Source organism: Mucilaginibacter tolerans, from assembly GCF_030519375.1.
Taxonomy (GTDB): Bacteria; Bacteroidota; Bacteroidia; order Sphingobacteriales; family Sphingobacteriaceae; genus Mucilaginibacter.
The window spans coordinates 433,061-454,050 of the sequence record NZ_JAUMKB010000002.1 but is presented as its reverse complement, the minus strand read 5'-3'; the positions used below and the strand labels follow the sequence as shown (position 1 = coordinate 454,050).

The following is a 20,990-nucleotide window of genomic DNA, read 5'->3' as shown; positions in this document are numbered from 1 at the left end:
TAAATTTGAAAAATTAAACCGAAACGAATGACAGAGATTAGAAACAACTGGACGAAGGAAGAAATTGCTGAAATATACCATAAACCTTTACTCGATCTTATTTACGAGGCTGCAACTATACACCGCGAAAATAAAGATTACTCAGAAGTACAGATCAGCTCACTGATATCGATCAAAACAGGTGGCTGTCCGGAAGATTGCGCTTATTGCCCGCAGGCGGCACGTTATAACACGGGCGTGAATGTTCATGCAATGATGCCGACTGAAGAGGTAATTGCTGCTGCTGAAAAGGCAAAAGCTGGCGGTGCATCAAGACTTTGTATGGGCGCTGCATGGCGCGAAGTGCGTGATAACCGGGACTTTGATAAAGTGATTGAGATGGTAAAAGCTGTGAATGATTTGGATATGGAAGTGTGCTGTACATTGGGCATGTTGACAGAAAGCCAGGCGCAGCGCTTAGCTGATGCGGGACTATATGCCTATAATCATAACCTGGATACGTCTGAGGATGATTACAAACGCATCATCACTACCCGTACTTATGACGATCGCCTGAAAACATTGGAGCACGTTCGCAAAGCGAAAATCACAGTTTGCAGCGGTGGTATCATCGGTTTAGGTGAAACGGTTCAGGACCGTATTTCGATGCTAAAAACATTGTCTAACATGCCTAAGCACCCGGAGTCAGTTCCGATCAATGCATTGGTTCCGGTACAAGGGACGCCATTAGCTGATCAGCCACGGGTGCCGGTTTGGGATATGGTGCGCATGATTGCCACTGCGCGCATCATTATGCCGAAAACGGTGGTGCGTTTGTCTGCCGGTCGTACCGAAATGAGCTTAGTAGAGCAGGCATTATGTTTTATGGCAGGTGCCAACTCCATATTTGCAGGTGAGAAATTGCTTACCACACCAAATCCGTCATTCGATGCAGATATGGCGATGTTTGAATTATTGGGCCTCAAACCCCGGGCTGCATTTAAAAATGGCAGGCCAGGTAAAGTTCAGGAAGCTATTGAAGCTTAAATTTTAAATATGAAAGACTGCATGCGCCTTGTTTTCTTGTTGCTGATCCTTTGCGGATCATTCATCACGGGCTCATGTCAGAAAAAATCGTTAAAGGTTGTCATTATCAGGCATGGTGAAAAGCCTGATAATGGCGATAACCTGAATTGCCAGGGACTCAACCGGGCTATGGCCTTGCCTAAAGTGCTATACACCAAATACGGTGTCGTAAACGAGATTTATATTCCAACGGTAAACTCCGGGAATAAAACCAAATCATCCAGGATGTTTCAAACCATTACGCCCTATGCTGTAAAGTATAACCTGGATGTTAACAGTAGTTTCGATACAGAGGATTACAAGCATATAGCTAAGGATGTATTCCTGCAAAAGGGAACGGTGATAGTATGCTGGGAGCATAACGCCATACCTCACATTGCCAAAGCGTTAGGCGTTCAGGGAAATATCAGAGACTGGCCCGATGGCGACTTCGACAGTATATGGATAATTACCTATAAAAATGGGGAAGCTACGCTCACTGCTGATAAAGAAGGGTTGAACCCTTCAGCAAATTGCTTATTCTAAACATTTGCCCCCAAAAGCCAGCGCCATGCCCAACGCGTAGCGAGGTTAAAGCCTTTCCATTCATTTACAAACTCAATAATATCATCAAGGCACTTCTCGGCAAACTTCTTTTTAAAGTTTTTGGCTGCGATTTTATAGACCTTATCCGGGTTGGCCAGACCGATGCGCTCATATATTTCTCTTTTTACATACATGGTCCGCACAAAAAGAATGTTCCCAAGGATCACATAGCTGTATAATGTGCGTTTAACATATCCGGCTTTAGCGGCATATGTTTTCAGCAAACTTTTAGTGAATAGGATATGTCGTGCTTCTTCAATGTTATGCAGATCGAACATTTTCTTCAGCACGGGATAAATATTAGGTGATTTGCGCGCATAATTACCATAAATATCCGTTACCAGCTCCACTGATACACTACCCATAAATAAATAATCAGCAGGCAGATATTTATTACTGAATTCACCAAAAAATTTGTGTATTCCCGTTTGTCTGATAGGTTTACCACCAAGTTTGGCAATTGCTTGTCCAAACATTTCCTGGTGGCGGAATTCCTCTATTAATTCTCTTAATAGAAAACGGTGCTCCACGTTATCCAAAGGCAAAGTAAGAATATGCCGGGTCATAAATAGGCAAAAAAGACACTCGCCCCAAGCATAGGAAGCGATTACCTGCACGAGCTCATGCCGACCTAGTTCTAATTTTTGTTCGGGAGTTAAAGTATCGTAGATTTCGAGGCCGTGCAACGAGGTAAGCATTTCGGGCAGGAATATATCATCAGTATCAGGCTCCAGTTGCCATGGAATGTAAGTCTCCGGCATCAGCGGACGTTCTTTGCTGATCCTGATCAAACGTTCAATTTCCTGTGCTTCCATGCTTAAATATGCAGTAATATCATTTTAAAGTAAAAACCAGATTGTCTAACACTACTAAACAACTCATCACGTTATATGTTCGTGATAAGGTTTAGGTTAGTTCTGGTGTAAAAACCAGAACAGGCTCCCCGCCGCCAGGTGGGGAGTTTTTTGTTGGGACGAAAATTTAAATTAAAAGGTTGCCTTTTAGCTAAGCATATACTTAACTCCTTTGAATACCGGATAAATAATGATCGGCGCGGCGATGATATCAATGGTATAATGTACGTGTTGTATCAAAAGTAAACAAACAACGATGATTGTGCCCATCAGGGCCAATATTTTATCCCATTTCCTTTCCAGGCACAGGTAAGCAAGATAAAGGATTGAAGTATGGCCCGAGAAGAATAAGTCCTTAGTAATCGTGCTTCTGCCATAAAAAACGGCAGTGAGCGGGTCAGTTAAAACGATAAGACCTTTTGGCGGTTCCAGAGGAACAAGGCTGATAGCCAATACACGCAATATGGTAATAAATATAAATGTCCAGAGATAAGTGATATAGATCGTTGGTTTTTCAATACCCCGCCATAATGCATAAAAACCGATACCCCAGATCACGGTAAATATCTCCCATGACACATCACGAGCCGGGATAGCCGCCAGTACCCAATCATTCAGCAATGTGCCGTCCCTTTTTTGTATCAGATTAAAAAAAGATGGCAACATTAAAGAGATAATGATCATCAGTATTGAGCCAATAATCAGTTGTGCCCTTTGGAGTTGAGAACTCCAGGTCATTTTCCAGTTCTTTCTTAATGCCAATGCAATCGGTCTAGCCACTTTTCTCAGTTTATAAACGGGGAGCAAAAATAACAATATAAATGAATTGTTAAGTTTCCCTAAACTCTAAATTAATAACTAGGACGTAAAAAGAAAAAAATAGTTACATGTGTCGGGAAAATTGGTCTTTAAATCGATGGAATATTCTGCTTTGAGAATGTTTATATTAAATATATATCCTGACGAAGGGAGCAAAAGGTTGGGTTAGGAGCAGATAGAGCTCGTAATTTGATCGTGAGAGCGCATTGAAAAATAAACTTACAGAGCCTAAAAAGGCCCTGTAAGTTATAAGTTGGCGAAATTTATTCCGCAGAATGCAGTGTTAATAATCCAATTCACGACAACTGAAACCTGCAGTATGCAGAAGTGATTCCACTGTCGCGGGCTGAAGTCCGATCGCTTCAATTCTTAGTACCTTATCGCAATCTTCCAGGTCAAAATTCCATTGCTTAATGGTTGGAAAAGAGGTTAACAAAGCTTTTACTTTATTTACTTTCCTCTTACTGGTTACATCGGTTTTAAAAACTAATACTTCCATAGTGATACTTTAAAGTGTTCTTCATCAATAACTATCGGGATAGCTGAAATTGGACAGTCCTGAAAATTTTATTCTGCCGGTTTTGGGGCTTCTTGTGTTGTTTTGGGTTCATCCCAATCAAATCCGCTATAATGGCGGCCCCATTTGCCACAACGGGCACGCATTTCTTCCCTGAAACGTTGTTGTTCTTCGGGGCTCATATTCTTAAAACGTTCCATCTTATGACGCATCCATGGTGCTCCGCGATGGCCACCGCGTGGGCCTCCGAACCCAAATAATATCTTGCACAATACCAAAAGTCCTGCCGCTTGCCAATAAGTAATGGCGGTAATGTGGAATATGTCTGGTAATAGATTATTCCACAACAGCATCACGATGTAGCTGAGAAGGGCCAAAACCCCCACTATCAGGAATGGTATAAAAATCAATTTCTTTCTGAAGCCGAACCTATGTTTGTAGGCTGCATCTTCAAAGTTTTTATTTGTCATGTCTTTAATTTTTAATCTTCTATAATTTCTTCATACAACTGTTTAAGCCGCTTACGCAGATGAAGCACTGCGTAACGTTTTCGTGATACCAGCGTTTGTATTTTTTCGCCCGTACGTTCGGCTATTTCATTAAAAGGAATGTTATCAAGTTCCTGCCATATAAAAACCTGCCGTTGCTCCTCGGGTATTTCATCCAGGGCCAGGAATAACTGCTCCCAAAAAAGGTTGCGGATGTATTCCGTCTCAGGGGTAGTGCCTTCGGTTAACAATATGGCCTTGAAGTCTATTGCTTCTTCATCATCCTCATCGCCGGACAAGTTGATGTCGAATAGCTCTTCCGATTTTTTACGGTTTTTGTCGATGATCTTATTGGTCGCCACTTTGTAAAGCCATGCACCGGTTTGCTCTATCGGCTGGGCATTGACTACCGCGCTGAGCTGGTACCAAACATCCTGCAGAATGTCCTCGGCATCGGCATCGGTTTTCACCCTCCGGCGGATAAAGCCCAGCAAGCCCTTACCATACGCTTTTATTGTATGTATGATGTGGTTGTTCTTTTCTTCGGGCATTACAGCGGTGATCAATTTGTTTCTCCTTTAAAGGTAGAGACGATTGTCCCTGAAAAACATTTTAAAAAAAATAAAAATTGTTTCCCGGGAACCTTATTTGCCCTTTTAGAGTAACGAAGTGTAATTTTATTACAATGATTTGGGTTATATTCGACATGAAATAAACCCGAAATGTACCAGTTACTGGAAGAATATCTTAGAAAACATGCAGCTATAAGTGACCAAGAAATTGCAGCGTTCTGCAATAGGCTGAAATCTAAAAAGGCTAAGCGGGGTGAGATATTGCTAGAAGCAGGTGACATATGCCGGTATGTGTATTTTGTAAGTAAAGGCTGTCTCCGTGTCTATTTGATGGATAAAGATGGCCGCGAATCAACGCGTATGCTGATACCCGAGGGCTGGTTCGGAACAGCATTTCCAAGTTTTATTTTGCAGGAACCGTCACAGGCTTTTATACAAAGTATCGGAGCATCAGAACTATTTTATTTAAACTATAAAGAGTTCAGGTCATTGTCCGATATTTTTCCGGCCTGGGGGAAAATATACCTGACTAACCTGGAACAGAGTTATATCGCATCCATAAAACGCATTGAAAGCCTGATCACTATGAATGCGAAAGAACGATATGCATTGCTGATGGAAGATAACCCTGATCTTATTCAAAAATTGCCATCCAAGATCATTGCCGATTATCTCGGCATATCGCAGGAAACCTTGAGCCGGTTGAAATCAAAAGTTTAATTTATTGACTTTTGTCAATATTGATGTAATGATTTATCGCGTGTTTTGTCTTATTAAAAATCGAACATGAGAAGAATAATAATCATAATAAGTGCATTCCTTTTACCTGCAATTGCTTCAGCACAAAATATAACTATTGGAGAGGCCACCATCCGTTTTAATGATACCCTGAGAAAACGGCCGTTGATTACCGAAGTATGGTATCCAACAACTGATTCAATGCAAAAGCATAACACGGGTTTTGTGCCATTTCCACGGATGGAGACAGTAAAGGACGGAAAAATAGCCAATAAAAAATACCCGCTCATCATGATCTCGCATGGCACAGGCGGAGGTCGGCTTACGCTGGAGTGGCTCGCCGATATATTGGTGCAAAACGGATTTATGGTAGCAGCTGTGGATCATTGGGGGAATACCTATGATAACAAAATAGCGATTGACTTTGTAACGCCTTGGCAAAGGCCACGCGATATCAGTTTTGTGTTAACCCAATTGCTGAACGACCCAAAATTCGGTCCAGAAATTGATCAGGACAAGATAGGAGCTGCTGGCTTCTCAATAGGCGGCTATACTACGATAGCCCTTGCTGGCGGTGTGCTCAGTTTTGATGCGTTGAAAAACTTCACTAACAGCCCGCAAGGCCAAAAAGAAGCTAACATACCCGAATTTCCCGGTTTGATGGAAGTCATCAAAACAGGAAAACCGGATGAATCTTTCAAAAATAGTCCACAGCACCTAAAGGATAAACGCATCAAGGCATTTTTTGCAATATGCCCGGCAGTAGGACAAGGATTTGCCGACAAATCTCAGGTAAAAGAGATTGATAAACCACTTTATATTGTTGAAGTTGAAGGCGACAGCATCACTCCGTATAAAACCAATGCAGAACACTATCATGACTTGATACCAGCGTCCAAATATTTATTGATCAAAGGCAAGGCCAATCACTACGTGTTCTTAGGCGAAGCCACTGATCCCGTAAAAAAAGAAGCACCGGTTTATTTTATGGACGATACATCTGTTGACCGCCATGCGATACACCAACAGGTAGGCCAAATGGCTGCAAATTTCTTCAAAGAGAATTTGAAATAATTAAGCTTTGATTTGCTCATTTTTATTTCAGAAATTGGCTTGACCAATCTCAATCCAATTAATATGAAACTCATCCCAAAGTTTATCTTACCCCTATTATGTTTCTTAAGCTTTTCTGTGCTTACAATCTCTGTTCGTGCACAGGATGCTCAAACAAAGATCATTACAGCAATGAAAAATTCAGAGAACGACTGGAACAAAGGTGACCTGGAAAGCTTTATGAAGATGTATACCGATGAGTCGACCATGATGATGCCCACCGGTCCGGCAGGGATAAATACGATTAGAGAACTGTATGAAAAGAAATACTTTAACGGTAAAATGCCCAAACAGAACCTGCATTATGATGATCTGAAAGTGACCTTATTGGGAGAAAAGTATGCCCTGCTGACCGGAAAATTCACTTTGTCGGGCAATAATTTACCGGAGAGATCTGGCCGTTATTCGTTGGTAATGATATTGACCAAAGACGGCTGGAAGATATTGCACGATCATTCAAGTTAATTCTGCTATGAAAGTATTTACACAAACGACCTTTGTCCCGCAGTTTTTTGTAGCGAAAAATGGTGCTGAAGTTGTTGCGTTTTATAAGAAGGCTTTTGATGCGATTGAGCTGCGACGCTTTAGCAATGATGATGGCACGGTTCATGTTTCGGAACTGGAAATAGGAGGCGCATTGTTTCATATCCACGAAGAAAAACCAAGCGCAAGGCAATATAGTCCGGCCTTGTGTGGCGGTACCACCACCATTATGGGGCTGATGGTCGCCGATCCGGATGCGGTAATGGAAAAGGCTATTGCTGCAGGCGCAACAGTGATCTCACCTATGCAGGATTATGATTATGGCTACAGGCAGGGAGATATCAGGGACCCGTTCGGCCATCAATGGGTAATTGAGAAAGTTATTTAAGTGCATCGAATGCATATTTGGCATCGCTCCAGAATTCGTCCAGCGCGATTACTCTAGGCTTAAAAAAGGAAATCAATGCGGGCCAGTCGTTTTTGTTAAAGATGCTCACGCCATATAATTGCCTTATTATACGACTGGTAATTTTTCCTTCCTCATCCATACGGTGTAGTTGCCATTCCCATTCTTCATTTAGAGCTGAATGAAGCACATTCTTTAACTCCAGGAACTGCTCAAAAAACAATTCCTGGATACCTGCATCAGGGTGTACAATTTCAATAGCTATGGACGCCGACTTTTTTCCGGCTTCCATCCTGAAATAGATGTATTTGATACCGGTCTTATAATTTACCCAGTTCACTCTTAAACCTTCGGCCGATAATTGAGGTGAAATGTATTGACCGAAGGTAGTCCAGAAGGTTTGCTTGAGTTGAGATGCTTCGTCTTTTGAATACAAAACGCCTATTTTATCGTAAAGGCAAAATTCAACTTATCGTCCTGCGAGCTGCTGCCTAATGTTAATTTGTAATTACCAGGATATGTTTTCCATCCGTGGGTTTTCAGATCCCATTTTTGCAGATCTTTTACAGGTATTTTGATGGTTACCGATTGTTCGCCACTTTTAGTAACGGACACTTTCTTAAATCCTTTTAATTCTTTCACTGGCATGCGGTCAGCCTGTGGGTATTCGATATAAGCTTGCACTACTTCGTCGCCATCCATTTTACCTGTGTTTTTAACTTTTACGGTAACACTTAAAGTATCCTTTGCAGTATATTTCTTCGCAGGACTTTGTTCTGCCTGGTACTCAAAAGATGTATAGCTCAAACCGAAACCAAACGGATATTGTACCGGTCCGTTAAAATAACGGTAGGTGCGGCCCTTCATAGAATAATCAGAATAATCCGGAACATCTTTTATCGATTTATAAAAGGTAAGTGGCAAATGGCCCGAAGGGGATACTTTTCCAAAAAGCAGATCTGCAAATGCATTTCCGCCCTGTTCGCCCGGGTACCAGCCAAATACAATAGCATCAGCATAAGGTTCGATAGCTGAAATATCGACATCACTGCCTGCGGTCACCACAGCAATAATCGGAGTCTTAACACTGTGCCTCAAAGTCTTCATAAATGCGATTTCGCTGGCAGGCAGACTCAGGTCTTTTTTATCGCCGCCTGACTTGGAAAGAAAGGCATCGCCTGCCTCACCCTCCAAAACCGGGGATAAGCCAACAACGGCTATTGTAACAGAACAATTCCCTGCAGCCCAGGTACCACCAAAATGGGTAGTGTCCGTATAATCGGAGCCAAGGTCGTATTCTATCCGTGTACCGGGGTCAACCGCACCGGTAATGCCTTCCACAAAATTCACCACCTTGCTGCTTACACCATGATAATTGCCTACCATTGGGTCGAATGCAGCTGCATTAGGGCCCAATATCATGATGCTTGGGTAATCAGCTTTATTAAGAGGTAGTACATTATTGTTATTCTTTAATAACACCATGCTCTGTTGCGCCACTTTACGTGACAAAGCCACGTGTGATGCGTTGTGCACACTGTCAGCTCCATAATTATGGTATGGTACTTTTTGAGCATCGTCATAAAAACCAAGCTTAAACTCAGTACGCAGAAGTTCGGTTAACCGCTGATCTACTTCTTTTTCGGTTATCAGCTTCTGATCGATCGCTTTGATCACATCGTTCTGCAGTATGCTCGAACAATCCAGGTCGATACCGGCTTTAATAGCCGCTGCTGCTACCTCAACTGCATTTGGTAAAGTCTTATGCGTGGAATATACGTCGTCCAAAGCTCCGCAATCAGTTACCACGTGACCTTTGAAACCCCATTCTTTCCTTAATATATCAGTCAAAAGGGCTTTATTGATCGAATTAGGTACGCCATTAATGCGATTATAGGCGCTCATTACTGATTCGACGCCTGAATTAACAAGAACATGAAAAGCATACAAATAAGTTTCGCGGAAATCTTTTTCATCCACTTTCGCATCAAAATAATCCCGGGTAGCCTCCGGCCCGCTGTGAACGGCAAAGTGTTTGGCGGTTGCGGATGCCTTTAAATAACGCGGATCATCACCCTGTAGGCCTTTTACAAAGGCGCTGCCTATGGTAGCTGTCAGGAATGGGTCTTCGCCATAAGTCTCCTGACCCCGGCCCCAGCGTGGGTCGCGGAAAATGTTGATGTTTGGCGTCCAAAAAGTCAACCCCATATATTGCAAATGGCGATCCTTCTGTATAGCAAGATTATATTTTGCGCGGGCTTCGGTGGATATTACAGTAGAAACCTGTTTGATCAGGTCATCATTAAATGTCGCTGCCATTCCGATAGCTTGAGGAAATATAGTTGCTTCGCCCGCACGTGCCACGCCATGTAGACCTTCGTTCCACCAGTTATAAGCGGGGATACCCAAACGTGGTACAGCTTTGCTGTTATAGCCTAATAATGAGACCTTTTCTTCCAAGGTCAATTTCGACACCAAGTCCTTAACACGGCCATCGATTGGTTGGCTCATATCTTTATATAACGGCACAGATTGAGCCTGAACGAGCGCAGAATAAAAACAGGCCAAAATGGCAATAGCAAAGAGTTTTATTGATTTTTTCATTACGGTCTAAACATAAGGAGAAAAATAAAAGCTCACAAGAAATGTTTACCGAACGGTTAATCTAAAAATTGCTATTTTAGCAACCAACCACACTAATATCTAATGAAAAGAATCTGCTTGACGCTCCTCGCTTGTTTATTCGTAATTTATACTTTTAGCCAATCTGCTCCGAAGCCTTATGGCCCTTTGCCCACAAAAGGACAGTTGCAATGGCAGGAAACGGAAATGTATTGCATTATTCACTTCGGGCCGGATACCTATACTGATAAAGAATGGGGATTTGGAGATGAGGATCCCAAAATTGTAAATCCAACCGAATTTAGTGCTATGCAAATAGTGAGTTCGCTAAAAGCAGGCGGCTTTAAGGGTATAGTAGTCGTTGCAAAACATCACGACGGTTTTTGCATGTGGCCCACCAAAACAACGGAACACAACATATCGAAAAGTCTATATAAGGATGGCAAAGGCGACATTTTAAAAGAGTACCGTGAAGCTTGTGATAAGTTAGGTATTAAATTGGGTGTGTACTGCTCACCATGGGACAGGAACAGTGCATTGTACGGAAAGCCCGAGTATGTGACAGAAGTTTACCGCAAACAATTGGCAGAATTATATAGTAATTATGGCCCGCTGTTTATAGTATGGCATGATGGCGCCAATGGCGGAGATGGCTATTATGGCGGTGCAAAAGAAGTGCGCAAAATAGACCGTTCAACCTACTATGGCTGGCCTGAAACATGGGGTATAGCAAGGAAACTACAGCCAAATGCAACAATCTTCGGTGATGTTGGTCCGGATGTGCGCTGGGTTGGAAATGAGGCAGGTCATGCAGGCGAGACATGCTGGGCAACTTATACGCCTCATGCGCCGGAGCCTGGTAAAGAGCCAGGAAATGGTTTTACGAAGGACTCTGAAGGTACAGAAGGCCACCGTGACGGCAAATACTGGATGCCGGCAGAATGCGATGTTCCGCTAAGACCAGGATGGTTTTATCATAAAGAGCAGGATGAAAAGGTGAAAACACCTGATTCGCTTTTTAATCTGTATTTTATGAGTGTCGGGCATGGCGCTTGTTTGGATCTGGGATTATCGCCAGACAGAAGAGGTTTATTGAGTGATAACGACGTAAAGTCTCTGAAAGGGTTTGGTGATTTATTGAAACAAACTTTTGCCAATAACTTAGCTAAAGGTGCTATTTTAAAAGCAAACAATGTAAGAGGGGGGAACCTGGCAAAATTTGGCCCGGCCCGTTTATTGGATAATGATCGTTATAGTTATTGGGCTACCGATGACAAGGTGAAAACACCCGAACTGGTGCTCGATCTTCATAAAAAGAAATCTTTCAATATTATTCAGTTGCGCGAAAATATTAAACTCGGACAACGTATAGACGAAGTAGCGGTAGACGTATGGCAGGATAGCAAATGGCGCCAGGTTGCTACTGCAACAAGCATAGGGGGTAACCGCCTGATCCGTCTACCAGAAAATATCACTACAAACAAAGTACGTTTAAGAATTACCAAAGCGCCGGTTTGTATTGCTTTGAGTGATTTTGGATTGTACAGTGAGCCGAACCTTTCTAAAAAAGGCTAACTTTAGAGATGAAATATCAGAAGCTATCACTTTTATTTTTAATGTGTTTTGGTGCTGTTATAACTACATCGGCACAGCAATTGTATGATACCACAGCAAAGCCGAAGTTGATCTCCAAGCAATTTAGCTTTACAGAGGGTTCGTCCGTTGATAAGCAGGGGAATGTTTTCTTTACTGATCAACCCAATAACAAAATATGGGAATATAGTGCAGATGGCAAGCTGTCTGTTTTTATGCAGGATGCTCTGCGTTCCAATGGCACCTATTTCGATAGTAATGGTAACCTGGTTTCATGTGCCGAAAGTAGGGATCAGTTAATCGCCATTAGCCCCACAAAAAAGATCAAAGTTTTAGCGAATGATTACAATGGTCATCGGTTAAACGGCCCTAATGATGTATGGGCAGCACCGAATGGCGACCTGTATTTTACCGATCCATATTATCAGCGTGACTTTTGGGACAGGCAAAAACCCGACATAGAAGGACAAAATGTTTACTATCTTCCGAAAGGCAGTGATAAACCTGTAATGGTAGTTTCTGATATGGAGCAGCCAAATGGAATAGTAGGAACGCCCGACGGTAAGTATTTATATATTGCTGATATAAAGGCTAACAAAACCTTTAAATATAAAATTTCCTCTGATGGGAGTCTTACTGATAAACATTTGTTTGTTGAACAGGGCTCGGATGGTATGACCTTGGATGAAAAAGGGAATGTTTATTTAACAGGAAATGGCGTGATAGTTTATAACCCCCAGGGCATTAAAATAGCCCATATAAAAATTGATGAACCCTGGACCGCGAACCTTTGTTTTTGCGGGAAAAATAAAGATGATCTGTTCATCACTGCGTCAAAAGCCATCTATATTTTACATATGAATGTAAAAGGAGTGGAGTAACCCAATTTTCCCGTTAACCGAACCGTTTTAATTTATAATATGGAGAATAATGTGCAATGCCCGGTAGATTTTGTCTCAATGAATGAGAATAAGGCACGGGTAACGGCTTTTTTTGTCTTACTATTAGGTGGAACGTTTTTGATTACCAACTCATGGGTCATCATGGCATTCCTGGTAATCGACTTTTTGCTAAGAGCTAACAATCTGGGAAAATATAGCTTGTTGGCAATTCTAAGTGACGTTGTGATAAAGCAATTCAACATAAAGAACAAACCTACTGACAGGGCACCTAAACGCTTTGCTGCCGGGGTAGGGCTGTTATTTACTGCAGGTATATTGATTTTGACCTTACTAAATTTAACTACTGCCGTGCTAATCGTGACTTCTGTGCTGATTTTATTCGCTTTTCTGGAAGCATTTCTGGGCTTTTGCGCTGGATGCCGCGTCTACAGTATGTTAAATAAATTAAGTAATTCGCTTAAAAACAACTAATTAAAGGAAGAATAAAAAATTTAAAATAAATTACTACAAAATCGATAGATTATATATACATTTGTCTTGTCGATTTACTAAAGAAAAATAGATTATGTTGTCAGCACTTAAAGTAAACAGTTTTCCATACTTTGATATATCAGAGATCATACCTGATCCAGATCCGGTTTTCAGATCGTTTCAAAAATCAGAACCTGTAAGGTCAGGGGACGTACTTCCTGATTTTTCACTGGAGAAAGACCCGGCTAGATGGCAGCAGTTTTTTAATGGTGTCGAGGTACACGGGCCCGTTTTATTCCATCAACTTTTGAATAAACCGCTGGTTATCGGTTTTTATTCGTATCACTGGCAGCAATACGGTATTGATCTGCTCAAGCAATTAAATTCTTTGCAGAATGATATTACGGCAAACAAAGCGAGTCTTTTAATCATTAGCTCGGAAAAAGACCGGAAACTGGAAAAACTGATATGGGATAACAGTTTATCATTGAGTTTCTATTTCGACAAGGATAAACAGATTGCTGAAAAGTTCAGGATATACTCAGATCATGATCCGATATGGAATAAGTTTTCGGGCATTGATACCAATGTGCCGCTATTGGCTACTTATGTCGTGTCGGCAACCGGACAAATTGAATATGATCATATCGATCCCGACTTTTCAAAAACATTTCCAGCCAGTGAAGTTATTTCGACTGTAAAAAAAGTAAGTACTCACCAGAGTAAAATAAGGACTTTAAAATAGGTCAGTAACAGGCGATAGATTTAGTCAATAGGCTGACGTTATCAAGATACTATTTAGGTAGTGATTTCTTAGTTTTTTTTGGTTTGATAACGGGAGCAGTGAAAGCTTCCGTTATTCTATAGTCGGGTGACCGAGTGGATAGGTGATGGTCTGCAAAACCTTTTACGGCAGTTCGAATCTGCCCCCGACGTCAAAATTCTTTTTAAAAACTTTTTAAAAAACCTGTTTATATAAGGCCTGTTTTCCTCAAATGGCCTAGGTTTCATTAACATAATATTAATAAATATTATTTCACTTCAAAAAAAGTTGTTCCCAAATCTAATTTATTTAATATTGCACCCGCCAACTAACCAGCTATAGAAATACCGATAGTTACACGTGTATAAAAATTACTTTAATAAGATAAAAAACATTGCCATTAAAAACGGAGTTAATCAATGTATGTTCTAACTTTGAACTAACGATTTGAAGGGCCGAAAATCATCTGCAAGAAAAACGCATAACCCTTAAATATTACATGGAAAAAAAGATCGCATCTTCACCCAAATTTCTATCAATTGATATTGGAGGGTCGCATATAAAAGCTACTATTTTAAACGACAAAGGTGTACTGCAAATGGATTACGATAAGGTACCTACACCTTTACCTGCAAACCCCGAAAACGTAGTTAATGTTATAAAGAAGTTAGTAAAGTCTTTTCCCGCATACGATTATATCTCAGTAGGGTTTCCGGGTTACGTTAAACATGGAGTAGTTAAAACCGCACCTAATTTAGGGACCGATTTCTGGAAGGACTTTGATCTGAGTAAAAAATTGGAAAAGGAGTTGGGTAAGCCCACCCGCGTAGTGAATGATGCTGACATGCAGGGACTTGGAGTGGTAAGTGGAAAAGGGTTGGAGATGGTGATTACCCTTGGGACAGGATTTGGCACAGCTTTATTGGTGGATGGGCAGTTAATGCCGCATCTGGAATTAGCCCATCATCCTTTTGCAAAGGGAAAAACCTACGACCAGTATGTTGGTGAAAGAGCTCTCGAAAAAGAGGGGCTTGACAAATGGAACCGGCGAATGAAAAAGGTTCTGAAGTCTTTGAAAACAGTAATTAATTACGATACCTTATATATAGGAGGCGGAAATTCAGATAAGCTGAAATTTAAGCTGGATAAGAACATGAAGCTGGTTACCAATCAGGATGGTATTAAGGGTGGATCCAGGTTATGGTTAAAAGATGCCAGGCATGATCTTATTACCTCTGTCCCGTCGCTTTAACAAATTAATCAATTCAAATCAATTACTCATCTATAGTTAAAAATATGGATTCAATTACAAAAAGCATTGAACAGTTAAGTATCGATACCGTAAGGGTATTGTCAGCCGATGCAGTACAAAAAGCCAATTCAGGACACCCGGGCACACCAATGGCAATAGCGCCGGTAGGTCATGTGCTTTGGTCGCAATTTATGCACTACAACCCTAAGAACCCACATTGGGCCAATCGCGATAGATTTATATTATCAGCTGGCCATGCGTGTATGTTCCAGTATAGTTTCCTTTATCTTACCGGTTACGATATTACACTTGACGATCTTAAAAAGTTCAGGCAGTTACATAGTAAAACAGCAGGTCACCCTGAATATGGCTTACTGGATGGTATTGAAGTGACCACCGGTCCACTGGGGCAAGGTTTTGCTAATGGTGTAGGCTTTGCTATAGGTCAAAAATATCTGGCTGCACGTTATAATAAGCCGGGTTTTAATTTGTTCGACTACAAAATTTATGCGGTAGTGAGCGATGGCGACTTAATGGAAGGCGTTGCCTCAGAAGCAGCCTCATTGGCAGGTCACCTTGAACTCGGAAACATTATTTATATCTATGATGATAATCACATCTCGATTGAGGGTGATACCGATATCACTTTTAATGAGGATGTTGCAAAACGTTTCGAATCATACGGCTGGCACGTACAGGTTGTAAATGATGTGAACGATATTAATGCATTATCAAATGCTATCAACAACGCAAAGGTAGAAGTTAGCAAACCGTCGCTGATCAAAGTTCGTTCACATATTGCTTATGGTAGCCCTAATAAGGTAGATACTGCTGGTGCACACGGTTCACCACTGGGTGCTGATGAGCTGAAATTGGTTAAACAGTTTTTTGGCTTTGATCCTGAGCAATCATTTGTCGTGCCGGACGAGGTTTTGAATTATTATCGTAAATGTGGCGAAAAAGGCGCTGGTACCGAGCAGAAATGGAATGACCTGTACAAAGCCTACAAAGAAAAATTCCCTGAGTTAGCTGCTGAATATGAACAAGCGATAAGTGGGGAATTACCTAAAGGGTGGGATGCAGCCTTGCCGGTATTTAAAGCCGACGGAAAAATGGCTACCCGTCAGGCATCCGGCAAAGTGCTAAATGCAATTGCTGGCAAATTACCAACTTTAATAGGCGGTGCAGCTGACCTTGCACCTTCGACAGAAACAAACCTAAAAGAATATGATTCTTTCACGGTTGAAAAAAGAGACGGGCGTAACTTCCATTTCGGTATACGCGAGCATGCGATGGGATCTGCCCTGAACGGAATGGCATTAACAAAAGGTATTATTCCTTTCGGTGCGACCTTCCTAATGTTCTCAGAATACATGCGTCCGCCGATCCGGTTGGCGGCCATCATGAAGATCAGACCGATATTTGTTTATACGCATGATAGTATCGGTTTAGGTGAAGACGGCACTACTCACCAGCCAATCGAACAACTAATTTCATTGCGCTCTATTCCAAATATTGTAGTGCTGCGTCCGGCTGATGCTAACGAAACTGCACAAGCATGGCGCGTAGCGCTAGAACACAAAGACGGTCCGGTTGTATTGGTATTTACCCGTCAGGGATTACCGATCATTGATCAGGATAAATATGGTAAAGCTACAGGATTAGAGAAAGGTGCTTACATCTTATCTGATTCAGAAAAAACGCCTCAGGTTATTTTGATGGCAACTGGTTCTGAAGTATCATTAATTATGGCAGCACAGGCTAAGCTGGCTGAACAAGGTATCCAGGCACGGGTAGTAAGTATGCCGTCATGGGAACTGTTCGAAAAGCAAAATGCTGCATATAAAGAAAAAGTGTTCCCTAAATCGATCAAAAAACGTTTAGCTGTCGAAATGGGCTCTCCGTTAGGCTGGCATAAATATGTAACCGACGAAGGCGACATTATTGCAATGCATACTTTCGGCGAATCGGCACCTGCTGAAGAACTTTTCAAGGAATTCGGCTTTACAGTTGAAAACGTTGTAAACAAGGCAAAGGCACTATTATAAGATGTTTGATATGAGATATGAGAAGTGAGAAGTTTTTCTCATATCTCATATCCCACATCTCAAATCTAAGATATGAAAATAGGTATAGCTGCTGATCATGGCGGATATGAATTGAAGAAAATACTTCACGCATTTCTGGTAACTTCTGGTTATGAGGTAGTTGACTTTGGTGCATACGAATTGAATGAGCAGGATGATTACCCTGATTATGTGGTACCACTTGCACAGGCCATCGCGACGAAAGATGTGGAAAGAGGCATTGCTATTTGCGGCAGTGGCGTAGGGGCCTCGGTTGTAGCCAACAAGGTATCAGGTGTGAGGGCTGCACTAATTAATGATTATTTCTCGGCCCATCAGGGCGTTGAGGATGACAATTTAAATCTGCTATGTCTTGGTGGGCGCATCACCGGGTACATGGCAGCTGAAGAATATGTTCAGGCTTTTTTAAATGCAAAATTCACGGGACTTGAGCGGCATATGCGCCGGTTGCAAAAAGTTCACTTACTTGAAAAATAAACAATAGAAAGAAAATAATCATGGCAACTAATAGAGTAAAACAAATCCACAGTTTCGGTCAGAGCATCTGGCTCGATTTTATCAATCGTGAGATCATCAAATCTGGCGAATTAAAGAAACTGATAGATGAAGACGGAGTAAGAGGGGTAACCTCTAACCCGGCTATTTTTGAAAAAGCCATTACCAGCAGCTCAGATTACGACGCTGATATTGCAGAATTAGCAAAAACTACTAATGATAATGAAGAGATATTCTTTGGCATTGCAGTTAAAGATATCCAAAATGCAACAGACCTTTTCAAAGGTGTTTACGAAGAATCAAAAGGTGTTGACGGTTATGTGAGCCTTGAAGTTTCACCATTCCTTGCACTTAAGGAGAAAGAAACAGCCGAACAGGCCGAAAAATTATGGAAGGCAGTTAATCGCAAAAACGTAATGATCAAAATACCAGGCACTAAACCTGGTTTGGGTGCCATTCGCAGTTCAATAGCAAAAGGCATTAATATAAACGTTACCTTATTGTTTGGCTTGCCACGCTATGAAGAAGTGGCTGAAGCATATATTGCTGGTTTGGAAGACCACTTGGCTGCTGGACATTCAATCGGTCATATCACATCTGTTGCAAGTTTCTTCCTGAGCCGTATTGATGTTTTAGTTGACCCGATGCTGGATGAAAAAGGCGCACCTGAATTAAAGGCAGAAGTCGCTATCGCATCAGCTAAAAAAGCATATGAGATATATAAGAGAGTGTTCAGTGGCCCGCGTTGGGAAAAACTGGCGGCACAGGGTGCAAAACCACAGCGGCTATTATGGGCAAGCACCAGCAGCAAAAACCCTGCATTTAAGGATACCAAATATGTTGAAGCATTAATTGGCCCGGATACAGTTGATACCGTTCCATTGGAAACTATTGAGGCTTTCCGCGATCATGGTATTGCAGCAAATACGTTAGAACAAGGCCTTGACCAAGCCACTGCTGTGTTGGAAAAACTAAAAGCTATTGGTATCGATATAGATAAGGTTACGCAACAACTGGAGGACGAAGGTGTCGATAAATTCAATAAACCGTTTGAGAAACTGCTGCAAGCTATTGAGGATCAGAAAGTCAAAGTTTAATTATTGTGGAGACATTAGCCGTAAAATTCTTATTCTTTGATATAGGAGGCATATTGCTTACTAACGGCTGGGGGCACGAATCCCGCGAGGAAGCTGCCAGGCGATTTAATCTTAATTACAAGGAAGTTAACGATTTACACACGTTCATCTTTAATGTTTATGAAGCTAGCGGTGTCGACCTGGATGAATATATCGACACCGTAATTTTTAATCGCCCACGTGACTTTACACGTGAAGATTTTAAGCAATTCATGTTTGAACAATCAAAAGAGTTGCCGGATATGCTTGCCTGGCTAAAGGAATGGAAAAAAGATTGCGGTTTTCGGATCATATCTATTAATAATGAGGGTAAAGAACTTAATGATTATCGCATCAAAAAATTCAAGCTTCATGAATGCTTTGATGCATTTGTATCCTCTTGCGAAGTAGGTATCCGTAAACCCGATCCGGCAATATTCAAGCTCGCGATGGGCATAGCTATGGCACAACCCCAGGAATGCGTTTATTTCGATGACAGGAAAATGTTCGCTATTGCCGCCGGGAAACTGGGATTGCGTGCTTATCAGCACACCAGCTTTGAAACGACAAAGAAAATATTAGAAGATTTAAAAGAAGAAAACTCAAAACTAAAATGAGCACAACATCAAATAAATATGCCTTTGGCATGATAGGCCTGGGTGTTATGGGCCGGAGTTTATTACTTAATATGGCCGACCATGGCTACGCCGTAGCGGGCCATGATAAAGACGCTTCAAAAGTAAACTCGCTGAATGAAGAAGGAAAAGATAAAGATGTACAGGGTTTTAGTGATGCGAAGGAATTTATAGCAAGTCTTACTACGCCGCGCGCTATCATGATGTTGGTACCTGCGGGAAAAATTGTCGATGCTGTTATTGAAGAAATGACCCCACTGCTCGAAAAGGGGGATATATTAATTGATGGTGGTAACTCACATTTTACCGATACCAATCGCCGTGTAGAAGAACTGGAAGCAAAGGGCCTGCACTTTTTCGGCATGGGCGTTTCAGGTGGCGAAGAAGGGGCTCGCCGTGGCCCAAGTATGATGCCGGGTGGTGATAAAGAGGCTTATAATGTAATGAAGCCCATTTTCGAAGCCATCGCAGCGAAAGTTGACGGGGCGCCATGTGTAACCTATATCGGTCCGGGTGCATCAGGACACTTTGTGAAAATGGTGCATAATGGTATCGAATATGGCCTGATGCAGCTGATCGCTGAAGCTTATGAGATCATGAAAAAAGGTCTGCAAATGGACAATGAAGCTATAGGCGATGTATTTACCAAATGGAATGCCGGTCGTTTACAATCGTTTCTTTTGGATATCACCAAGGATATTTTCCAATACAATGCGCCAGGTACAGATCATTTACTGATAGATGATATTAAGGATGAAGCAAAAGCAAAAGGCACGGGTAAATGGACCTCGCAGGTAGCAATGGACCTTCAGGCACCAATACCAACTATAGATAGCTCGGTGTCTATGCGCGATCTGTCTAAATACAAAGAATTGAGAGTTCAGGCTGCAGCTTTATATGGTGACGGAGAAAAAGCGCTGGATGTTGATACAGATTCGTTCCTTGAGTCATTAGAGCAGGCTTTCTACTTCAGCATGATCGTTTCTTATGCTCAAGGTATGCACTTGCTTTCAAGAGCATCTGAAGAATATAAATATGATCTTAAATTAGGCGAGATTGCAAAAATATGGCGCGGTGGGTGTATCATTCGCTCAGCATTTTTGAATGATATATTCAAGGCTTACGACAAAAACCCAAGTTTAGCTCACCTGTTACTGGATGATAATGTTCATGCATTGGTTTCAGAAGCAGTTAAAGGAGCGCGCACCGTATTATCGGCAACAATTACTGCTGGAATAGCTGCACCATCCTTCACCGCATCAATCAGTTATTTTGATAATTTTATTAATAAACGTATGCCATCAAACCTTACTCAGGCTCAGCGCGATTATTTCGGTGCACATACTTATGAGTTGATTGGAAAAGAGGGTGTATTTCACACACAATGGGCTGAAAAAAAATAATGACAAAAAAAT

At 41.6% G+C, this 20,990-nt stretch carries 23 protein-coding genes and 1 tRNA gene; 17 read left to right on the top strand and 7 right to left on the bottom strand.

The genetic code is table 11. The features are described 5' to 3' along the window. Nucleotides 1–27: 27 nt before the first annotated feature. Nucleotides 28–1,026: a biotin synthase BioB gene (gene bioB / locus Q3A68_RS04630; RefSeq protein WP_302899880.1), complete on the top strand. Its 999-nt coding sequence runs from the start codon at nucleotides 28–30 to the stop codon at nucleotides 1,024–1,026. Nucleotides 1,027–1,035: 9 nt separating this feature from the next. Further along, complete coding sequence (locus Q3A68_RS04625; protein ID WP_302899879.1) at nucleotides 1,036–1,590, top strand: histidine phosphatase family protein; 555 nt, start codon at nucleotides 1,036–1,038, stop codon at nucleotides 1,588–1,590. Here Q3A68_RS04625 and Q3A68_RS04620 read toward each other — a convergent pair. The 5 genes from Q3A68_RS04620 to Q3A68_RS04600 all read right to left on the bottom strand — a co-directional run bounded on the left by Q3A68_RS04620 (nucleotide 1,587) and on the right by Q3A68_RS04600 (nucleotide 4,894). After that, nucleotides 1,587–2,465: a diiron oxygenase gene (locus Q3A68_RS04620; protein WP_302899878.1), complete on the bottom strand. Its 879-nt coding sequence runs from the start codon at nucleotides 2,463–2,465 to the stop codon at nucleotides 1,587–1,589. The genes Q3A68_RS04625 and Q3A68_RS04620 overlap by 4 nt on opposite strands. A 186-nt stretch (nucleotides 2,466–2,651) precedes the next feature. Continuing rightward, the gene (locus Q3A68_RS04615) at nucleotides 2,652–3,284 is read right to left on the bottom strand and encodes a phosphatase PAP2-related protein (protein WP_302899877.1); all 633 of its coding nucleotides are present in this window, start codon (nucleotides 3,282–3,284) and stop codon (nucleotides 2,652–2,654) included. 322 nt (nucleotides 3,285–3,606) lie between these two features. Beyond that, entirely contained in the window at nucleotides 3,607–3,822 is a 216-nt protein-coding gene (locus Q3A68_RS04610; RefSeq protein ID WP_302899876.1) for a hypothetical protein, read from the bottom strand. A 68-nt stretch (nucleotides 3,823–3,890) separates the two neighbouring features. Next, nucleotides 3,891–4,310 (bottom strand): hypothetical protein, encoded by a 420-nt coding sequence (locus tag Q3A68_RS04605; protein ID WP_302899875.1) that lies wholly within the window; start codon nucleotides 4,308–4,310, stop codon nucleotides 3,891–3,893. Between the two features lie 11 nt (nucleotides 4,311–4,321). After that, nucleotides 4,322–4,894: an RNA polymerase sigma factor gene (locus Q3A68_RS04600; RefSeq protein WP_302899874.1), complete on the bottom strand. Its 573-nt coding sequence runs from the start codon at nucleotides 4,892–4,894 to the stop codon at nucleotides 4,322–4,324. Nucleotides 4,895–5,050: 156 nt separating this feature from the next. On the opposite strand from Q3A68_RS04600, the gene Q3A68_RS04595 reads away from it, so the two are divergent. From Q3A68_RS04595 to Q3A68_RS04580, 4 genes are all read left to right on the top strand, one after another. Further along, complete coding sequence (locus Q3A68_RS04595) at nucleotides 5,051–5,620, top strand: Crp/Fnr family transcriptional regulator (protein WP_302899873.1); 570 nt, start codon at nucleotides 5,051–5,053, stop codon at nucleotides 5,618–5,620. 66 nt (nucleotides 5,621–5,686) lie between these two features. Further along, entirely contained in the window at nucleotides 5,687–6,712 is a 1,026-nt protein-coding gene (locus Q3A68_RS04590) for an alpha/beta hydrolase family protein (protein WP_302899872.1), read from the top strand. Nucleotides 6,713–6,775: 63 nt separating this feature from the next. Next, complete coding sequence (locus Q3A68_RS04585) at nucleotides 6,776–7,216, top strand: YybH family protein (RefSeq protein ID WP_302899871.1); 441 nt, start codon at nucleotides 6,776–6,778, stop codon at nucleotides 7,214–7,216. A 7-nt stretch (nucleotides 7,217–7,223) separates the two neighbouring features. Further along, the gene (locus Q3A68_RS04580) at nucleotides 7,224–7,622 is read left to right on the top strand and encodes a VOC family protein (protein ID WP_302899870.1); all 399 of its coding nucleotides are present in this window, start codon (nucleotides 7,224–7,226) and stop codon (nucleotides 7,620–7,622) included. Here the strand turns inward: Q3A68_RS04580 and Q3A68_RS04575 are convergent. Continuing rightward, nucleotides 7,615–8,076 (bottom strand): DUF4268 domain-containing protein, encoded by a 462-nt coding sequence (locus Q3A68_RS04575; protein WP_302899869.1) that lies wholly within the window; start codon nucleotides 8,074–8,076, stop codon nucleotides 7,615–7,617. The two genes, Q3A68_RS04580 and Q3A68_RS04575, sit on opposite strands and share 8 nt — an antisense overlap. A 5-nt stretch (nucleotides 8,077–8,081) precedes the next feature. After that, a complete protein-coding gene (locus tag Q3A68_RS04570) occupies nucleotides 8,082–10,244 on the bottom strand; it encodes a glycoside hydrolase family 3 N-terminal domain-containing protein (RefSeq protein WP_302899868.1) in 2,163 nt (720 codons plus the stop codon). A 102-nt stretch (nucleotides 10,245–10,346) separates the two neighbouring features. Here Q3A68_RS04570 and Q3A68_RS04565 point away from each other — a divergent pair, with 102 nt between their 5' ends. From Q3A68_RS04565 to gndA, 11 genes are all read left to right on the top strand, one after another. Continuing rightward, nucleotides 10,347–11,837, top strand: a complete 1,491-nt coding sequence (locus Q3A68_RS04565) for an alpha-L-fucosidase (RefSeq protein WP_302899867.1) — start codon at nucleotides 10,347–10,349, stop codon at nucleotides 11,835–11,837. Nucleotides 11,838–11,845: 8 nt separating this feature from the next. Further along, nucleotides 11,846–12,736 carry an SMP-30/gluconolactonase/LRE family protein gene (locus Q3A68_RS04560; protein ID WP_302899866.1) on the top strand — a complete coding sequence of 297 codons (891 nt, stop codon included), beginning with the start codon at nucleotides 11,846–11,848 and terminating at the stop codon, nucleotides 12,734–12,736. 39 nt (nucleotides 12,737–12,775) lie between these two features. Beyond that, nucleotides 12,776–13,228 (top strand): DUF4395 domain-containing protein, encoded by a 453-nt coding sequence (locus Q3A68_RS04555; protein ID WP_302899865.1) that lies wholly within the window; start codon nucleotides 12,776–12,778, stop codon nucleotides 13,226–13,228. Nucleotides 13,229–13,322: 94 nt separating this feature from the next. Further along, a complete protein-coding gene (locus Q3A68_RS04550; RefSeq protein WP_302899864.1) occupies nucleotides 13,323–13,973 on the top strand; it encodes a redoxin domain-containing protein in 651 nt (216 codons plus the stop codon). A 120-nt stretch (nucleotides 13,974–14,093) separates the two neighbouring features. Continuing rightward, nucleotides 14,094–14,164 (top strand) — tRNA-Cys (locus Q3A68_RS04545). 326 nt (nucleotides 14,165–14,490) lie between these two features. After that, nucleotides 14,491–15,243, top strand: coding sequence for an ROK family protein (locus Q3A68_RS04540; protein WP_302899863.1), 753 nt, complete (start codon nucleotides 14,491–14,493; stop codon nucleotides 15,241–15,243). Between the two features lie 44 nt (nucleotides 15,244–15,287). Further along, nucleotides 15,288–17,291, top strand: coding sequence for a transketolase (tkt, locus tag Q3A68_RS04535; RefSeq protein ID WP_302899862.1), 2,004 nt, complete (start codon nucleotides 15,288–15,290; stop codon nucleotides 17,289–17,291). Between the two features lie 72 nt (nucleotides 17,292–17,363). Then, nucleotides 17,364–17,807, top strand: coding sequence for an RpiB/LacA/LacB family sugar-phosphate isomerase (locus tag Q3A68_RS04530; RefSeq protein WP_302899861.1), 444 nt, complete (start codon nucleotides 17,364–17,366; stop codon nucleotides 17,805–17,807). Nucleotides 17,808–17,827: 20 nt separating this feature from the next. Further along, on the top strand, nucleotides 17,828–18,922 hold the full coding sequence (gene tal / locus Q3A68_RS04525) for a transaldolase (protein ID WP_302899860.1): 1,095 nt from the start codon (nucleotides 17,828–17,830) through the stop codon (nucleotides 18,920–18,922). 5 nt (nucleotides 18,923–18,927) lie between these two features. Next, a complete protein-coding gene (locus Q3A68_RS04520; protein WP_302899859.1) occupies nucleotides 18,928–19,557 on the top strand; it encodes an HAD family hydrolase in 630 nt (209 codons plus the stop codon). Continuing rightward, a complete protein-coding gene (gndA, locus tag Q3A68_RS04515; protein ID WP_302899858.1) occupies nucleotides 19,554–20,978 on the top strand; it encodes an NADP-dependent phosphogluconate dehydrogenase in 1,425 nt (474 codons plus the stop codon). Before Q3A68_RS04520 ends, gndA begins: the two co-directional genes overlap by 4 nt. Nucleotides 20,979–20,990: the final 12 nt, after the last annotated feature.

Excerpts from the sequence above, each read along its gene's own strand:
- tkt (WP_302899862.1), top strand. The coding sequence starts at position 15,288 with ATGGATTCAATTACAAAAAGCATTGAACAGTTAAGTATCGATACCGTA.
- Q3A68_RS04570 (WP_302899868.1), bottom strand. The coding sequence starts at position 10,244 with ATGAAAAAATCAATAAAACTCTTTGCTATTGCCATTTTGGCCTGTTTT.
- Q3A68_RS04610 (WP_302899876.1), bottom strand. The coding sequence starts at position 3,822 with ATGGAAGTATTAGTTTTTAAAACCGATGTAACCAGTAAGAGGAAAGTA.
- Q3A68_RS04595 (WP_302899873.1), top strand. The coding sequence starts at position 5,051 with ATGTACCAGTTACTGGAAGAATATCTTAGAAAACATGCAGCTATAAGT.
- Q3A68_RS04605 (WP_302899875.1), bottom strand. The coding sequence starts at position 4,310 with ATGACAAATAAAAACTTTGAAGATGCAGCCTACAAACATAGGTTCGGC.
- Q3A68_RS04565 (WP_302899867.1), top strand. The coding sequence starts at position 10,347 with ATGAAAAGAATCTGCTTGACGCTCCTCGCTTGTTTATTCGTAATTTAT.
- Q3A68_RS04620 (WP_302899878.1), bottom strand. The coding sequence starts at position 2,465 with ATGGAAGCACAGGAAATTGAACGTTTGATCAGGATCAGCAAAGAACGT.
- Q3A68_RS04530 (WP_302899861.1), top strand. The coding sequence starts at position 17,364 with ATGAAAATAGGTATAGCTGCTGATCATGGCGGATATGAATTGAAGAAA.
- Q3A68_RS04590 (WP_302899872.1), top strand. The coding sequence starts at position 5,687 with ATGAGAAGAATAATAATCATAATAAGTGCATTCCTTTTACCTGCAATT.
- Q3A68_RS04560 (WP_302899866.1), top strand. The coding sequence starts at position 11,846 with ATGAAATATCAGAAGCTATCACTTTTATTTTTAATGTGTTTTGGTGCT.
- gndA (WP_302899858.1), top strand. The coding sequence starts at position 19,554 with ATGAGCACAACATCAAATAAATATGCCTTTGGCATGATAGGCCTGGGT.
- tal (WP_302899860.1), top strand. The coding sequence starts at position 17,828 with ATGGCAACTAATAGAGTAAAACAAATCCACAGTTTCGGTCAGAGCATC.
- Q3A68_RS04540 (WP_302899863.1), top strand. The coding sequence starts at position 14,491 with ATGGAAAAAAAGATCGCATCTTCACCCAAATTTCTATCAATTGATATT.
- Q3A68_RS04580 (WP_302899870.1), top strand. The coding sequence starts at position 7,224 with ATGAAAGTATTTACACAAACGACCTTTGTCCCGCAGTTTTTTGTAGCG.
- Q3A68_RS04555 (WP_302899865.1), top strand. The coding sequence starts at position 12,776 with ATGGAGAATAATGTGCAATGCCCGGTAGATTTTGTCTCAATGAATGAG.
- bioB (WP_302899880.1), top strand. The coding sequence starts at position 28 with ATGACAGAGATTAGAAACAACTGGACGAAGGAAGAAATTGCTGAAATA.
- Q3A68_RS04550 (WP_302899864.1), top strand. The coding sequence starts at position 13,323 with ATGTTGTCAGCACTTAAAGTAAACAGTTTTCCATACTTTGATATATCA.
- Q3A68_RS04585 (WP_302899871.1), top strand. The coding sequence starts at position 6,776 with ATGAAACTCATCCCAAAGTTTATCTTACCCCTATTATGTTTCTTAAGC.
- Q3A68_RS04625 (WP_302899879.1), top strand. The coding sequence starts at position 1,036 with ATGAAAGACTGCATGCGCCTTGTTTTCTTGTTGCTGATCCTTTGCGGA.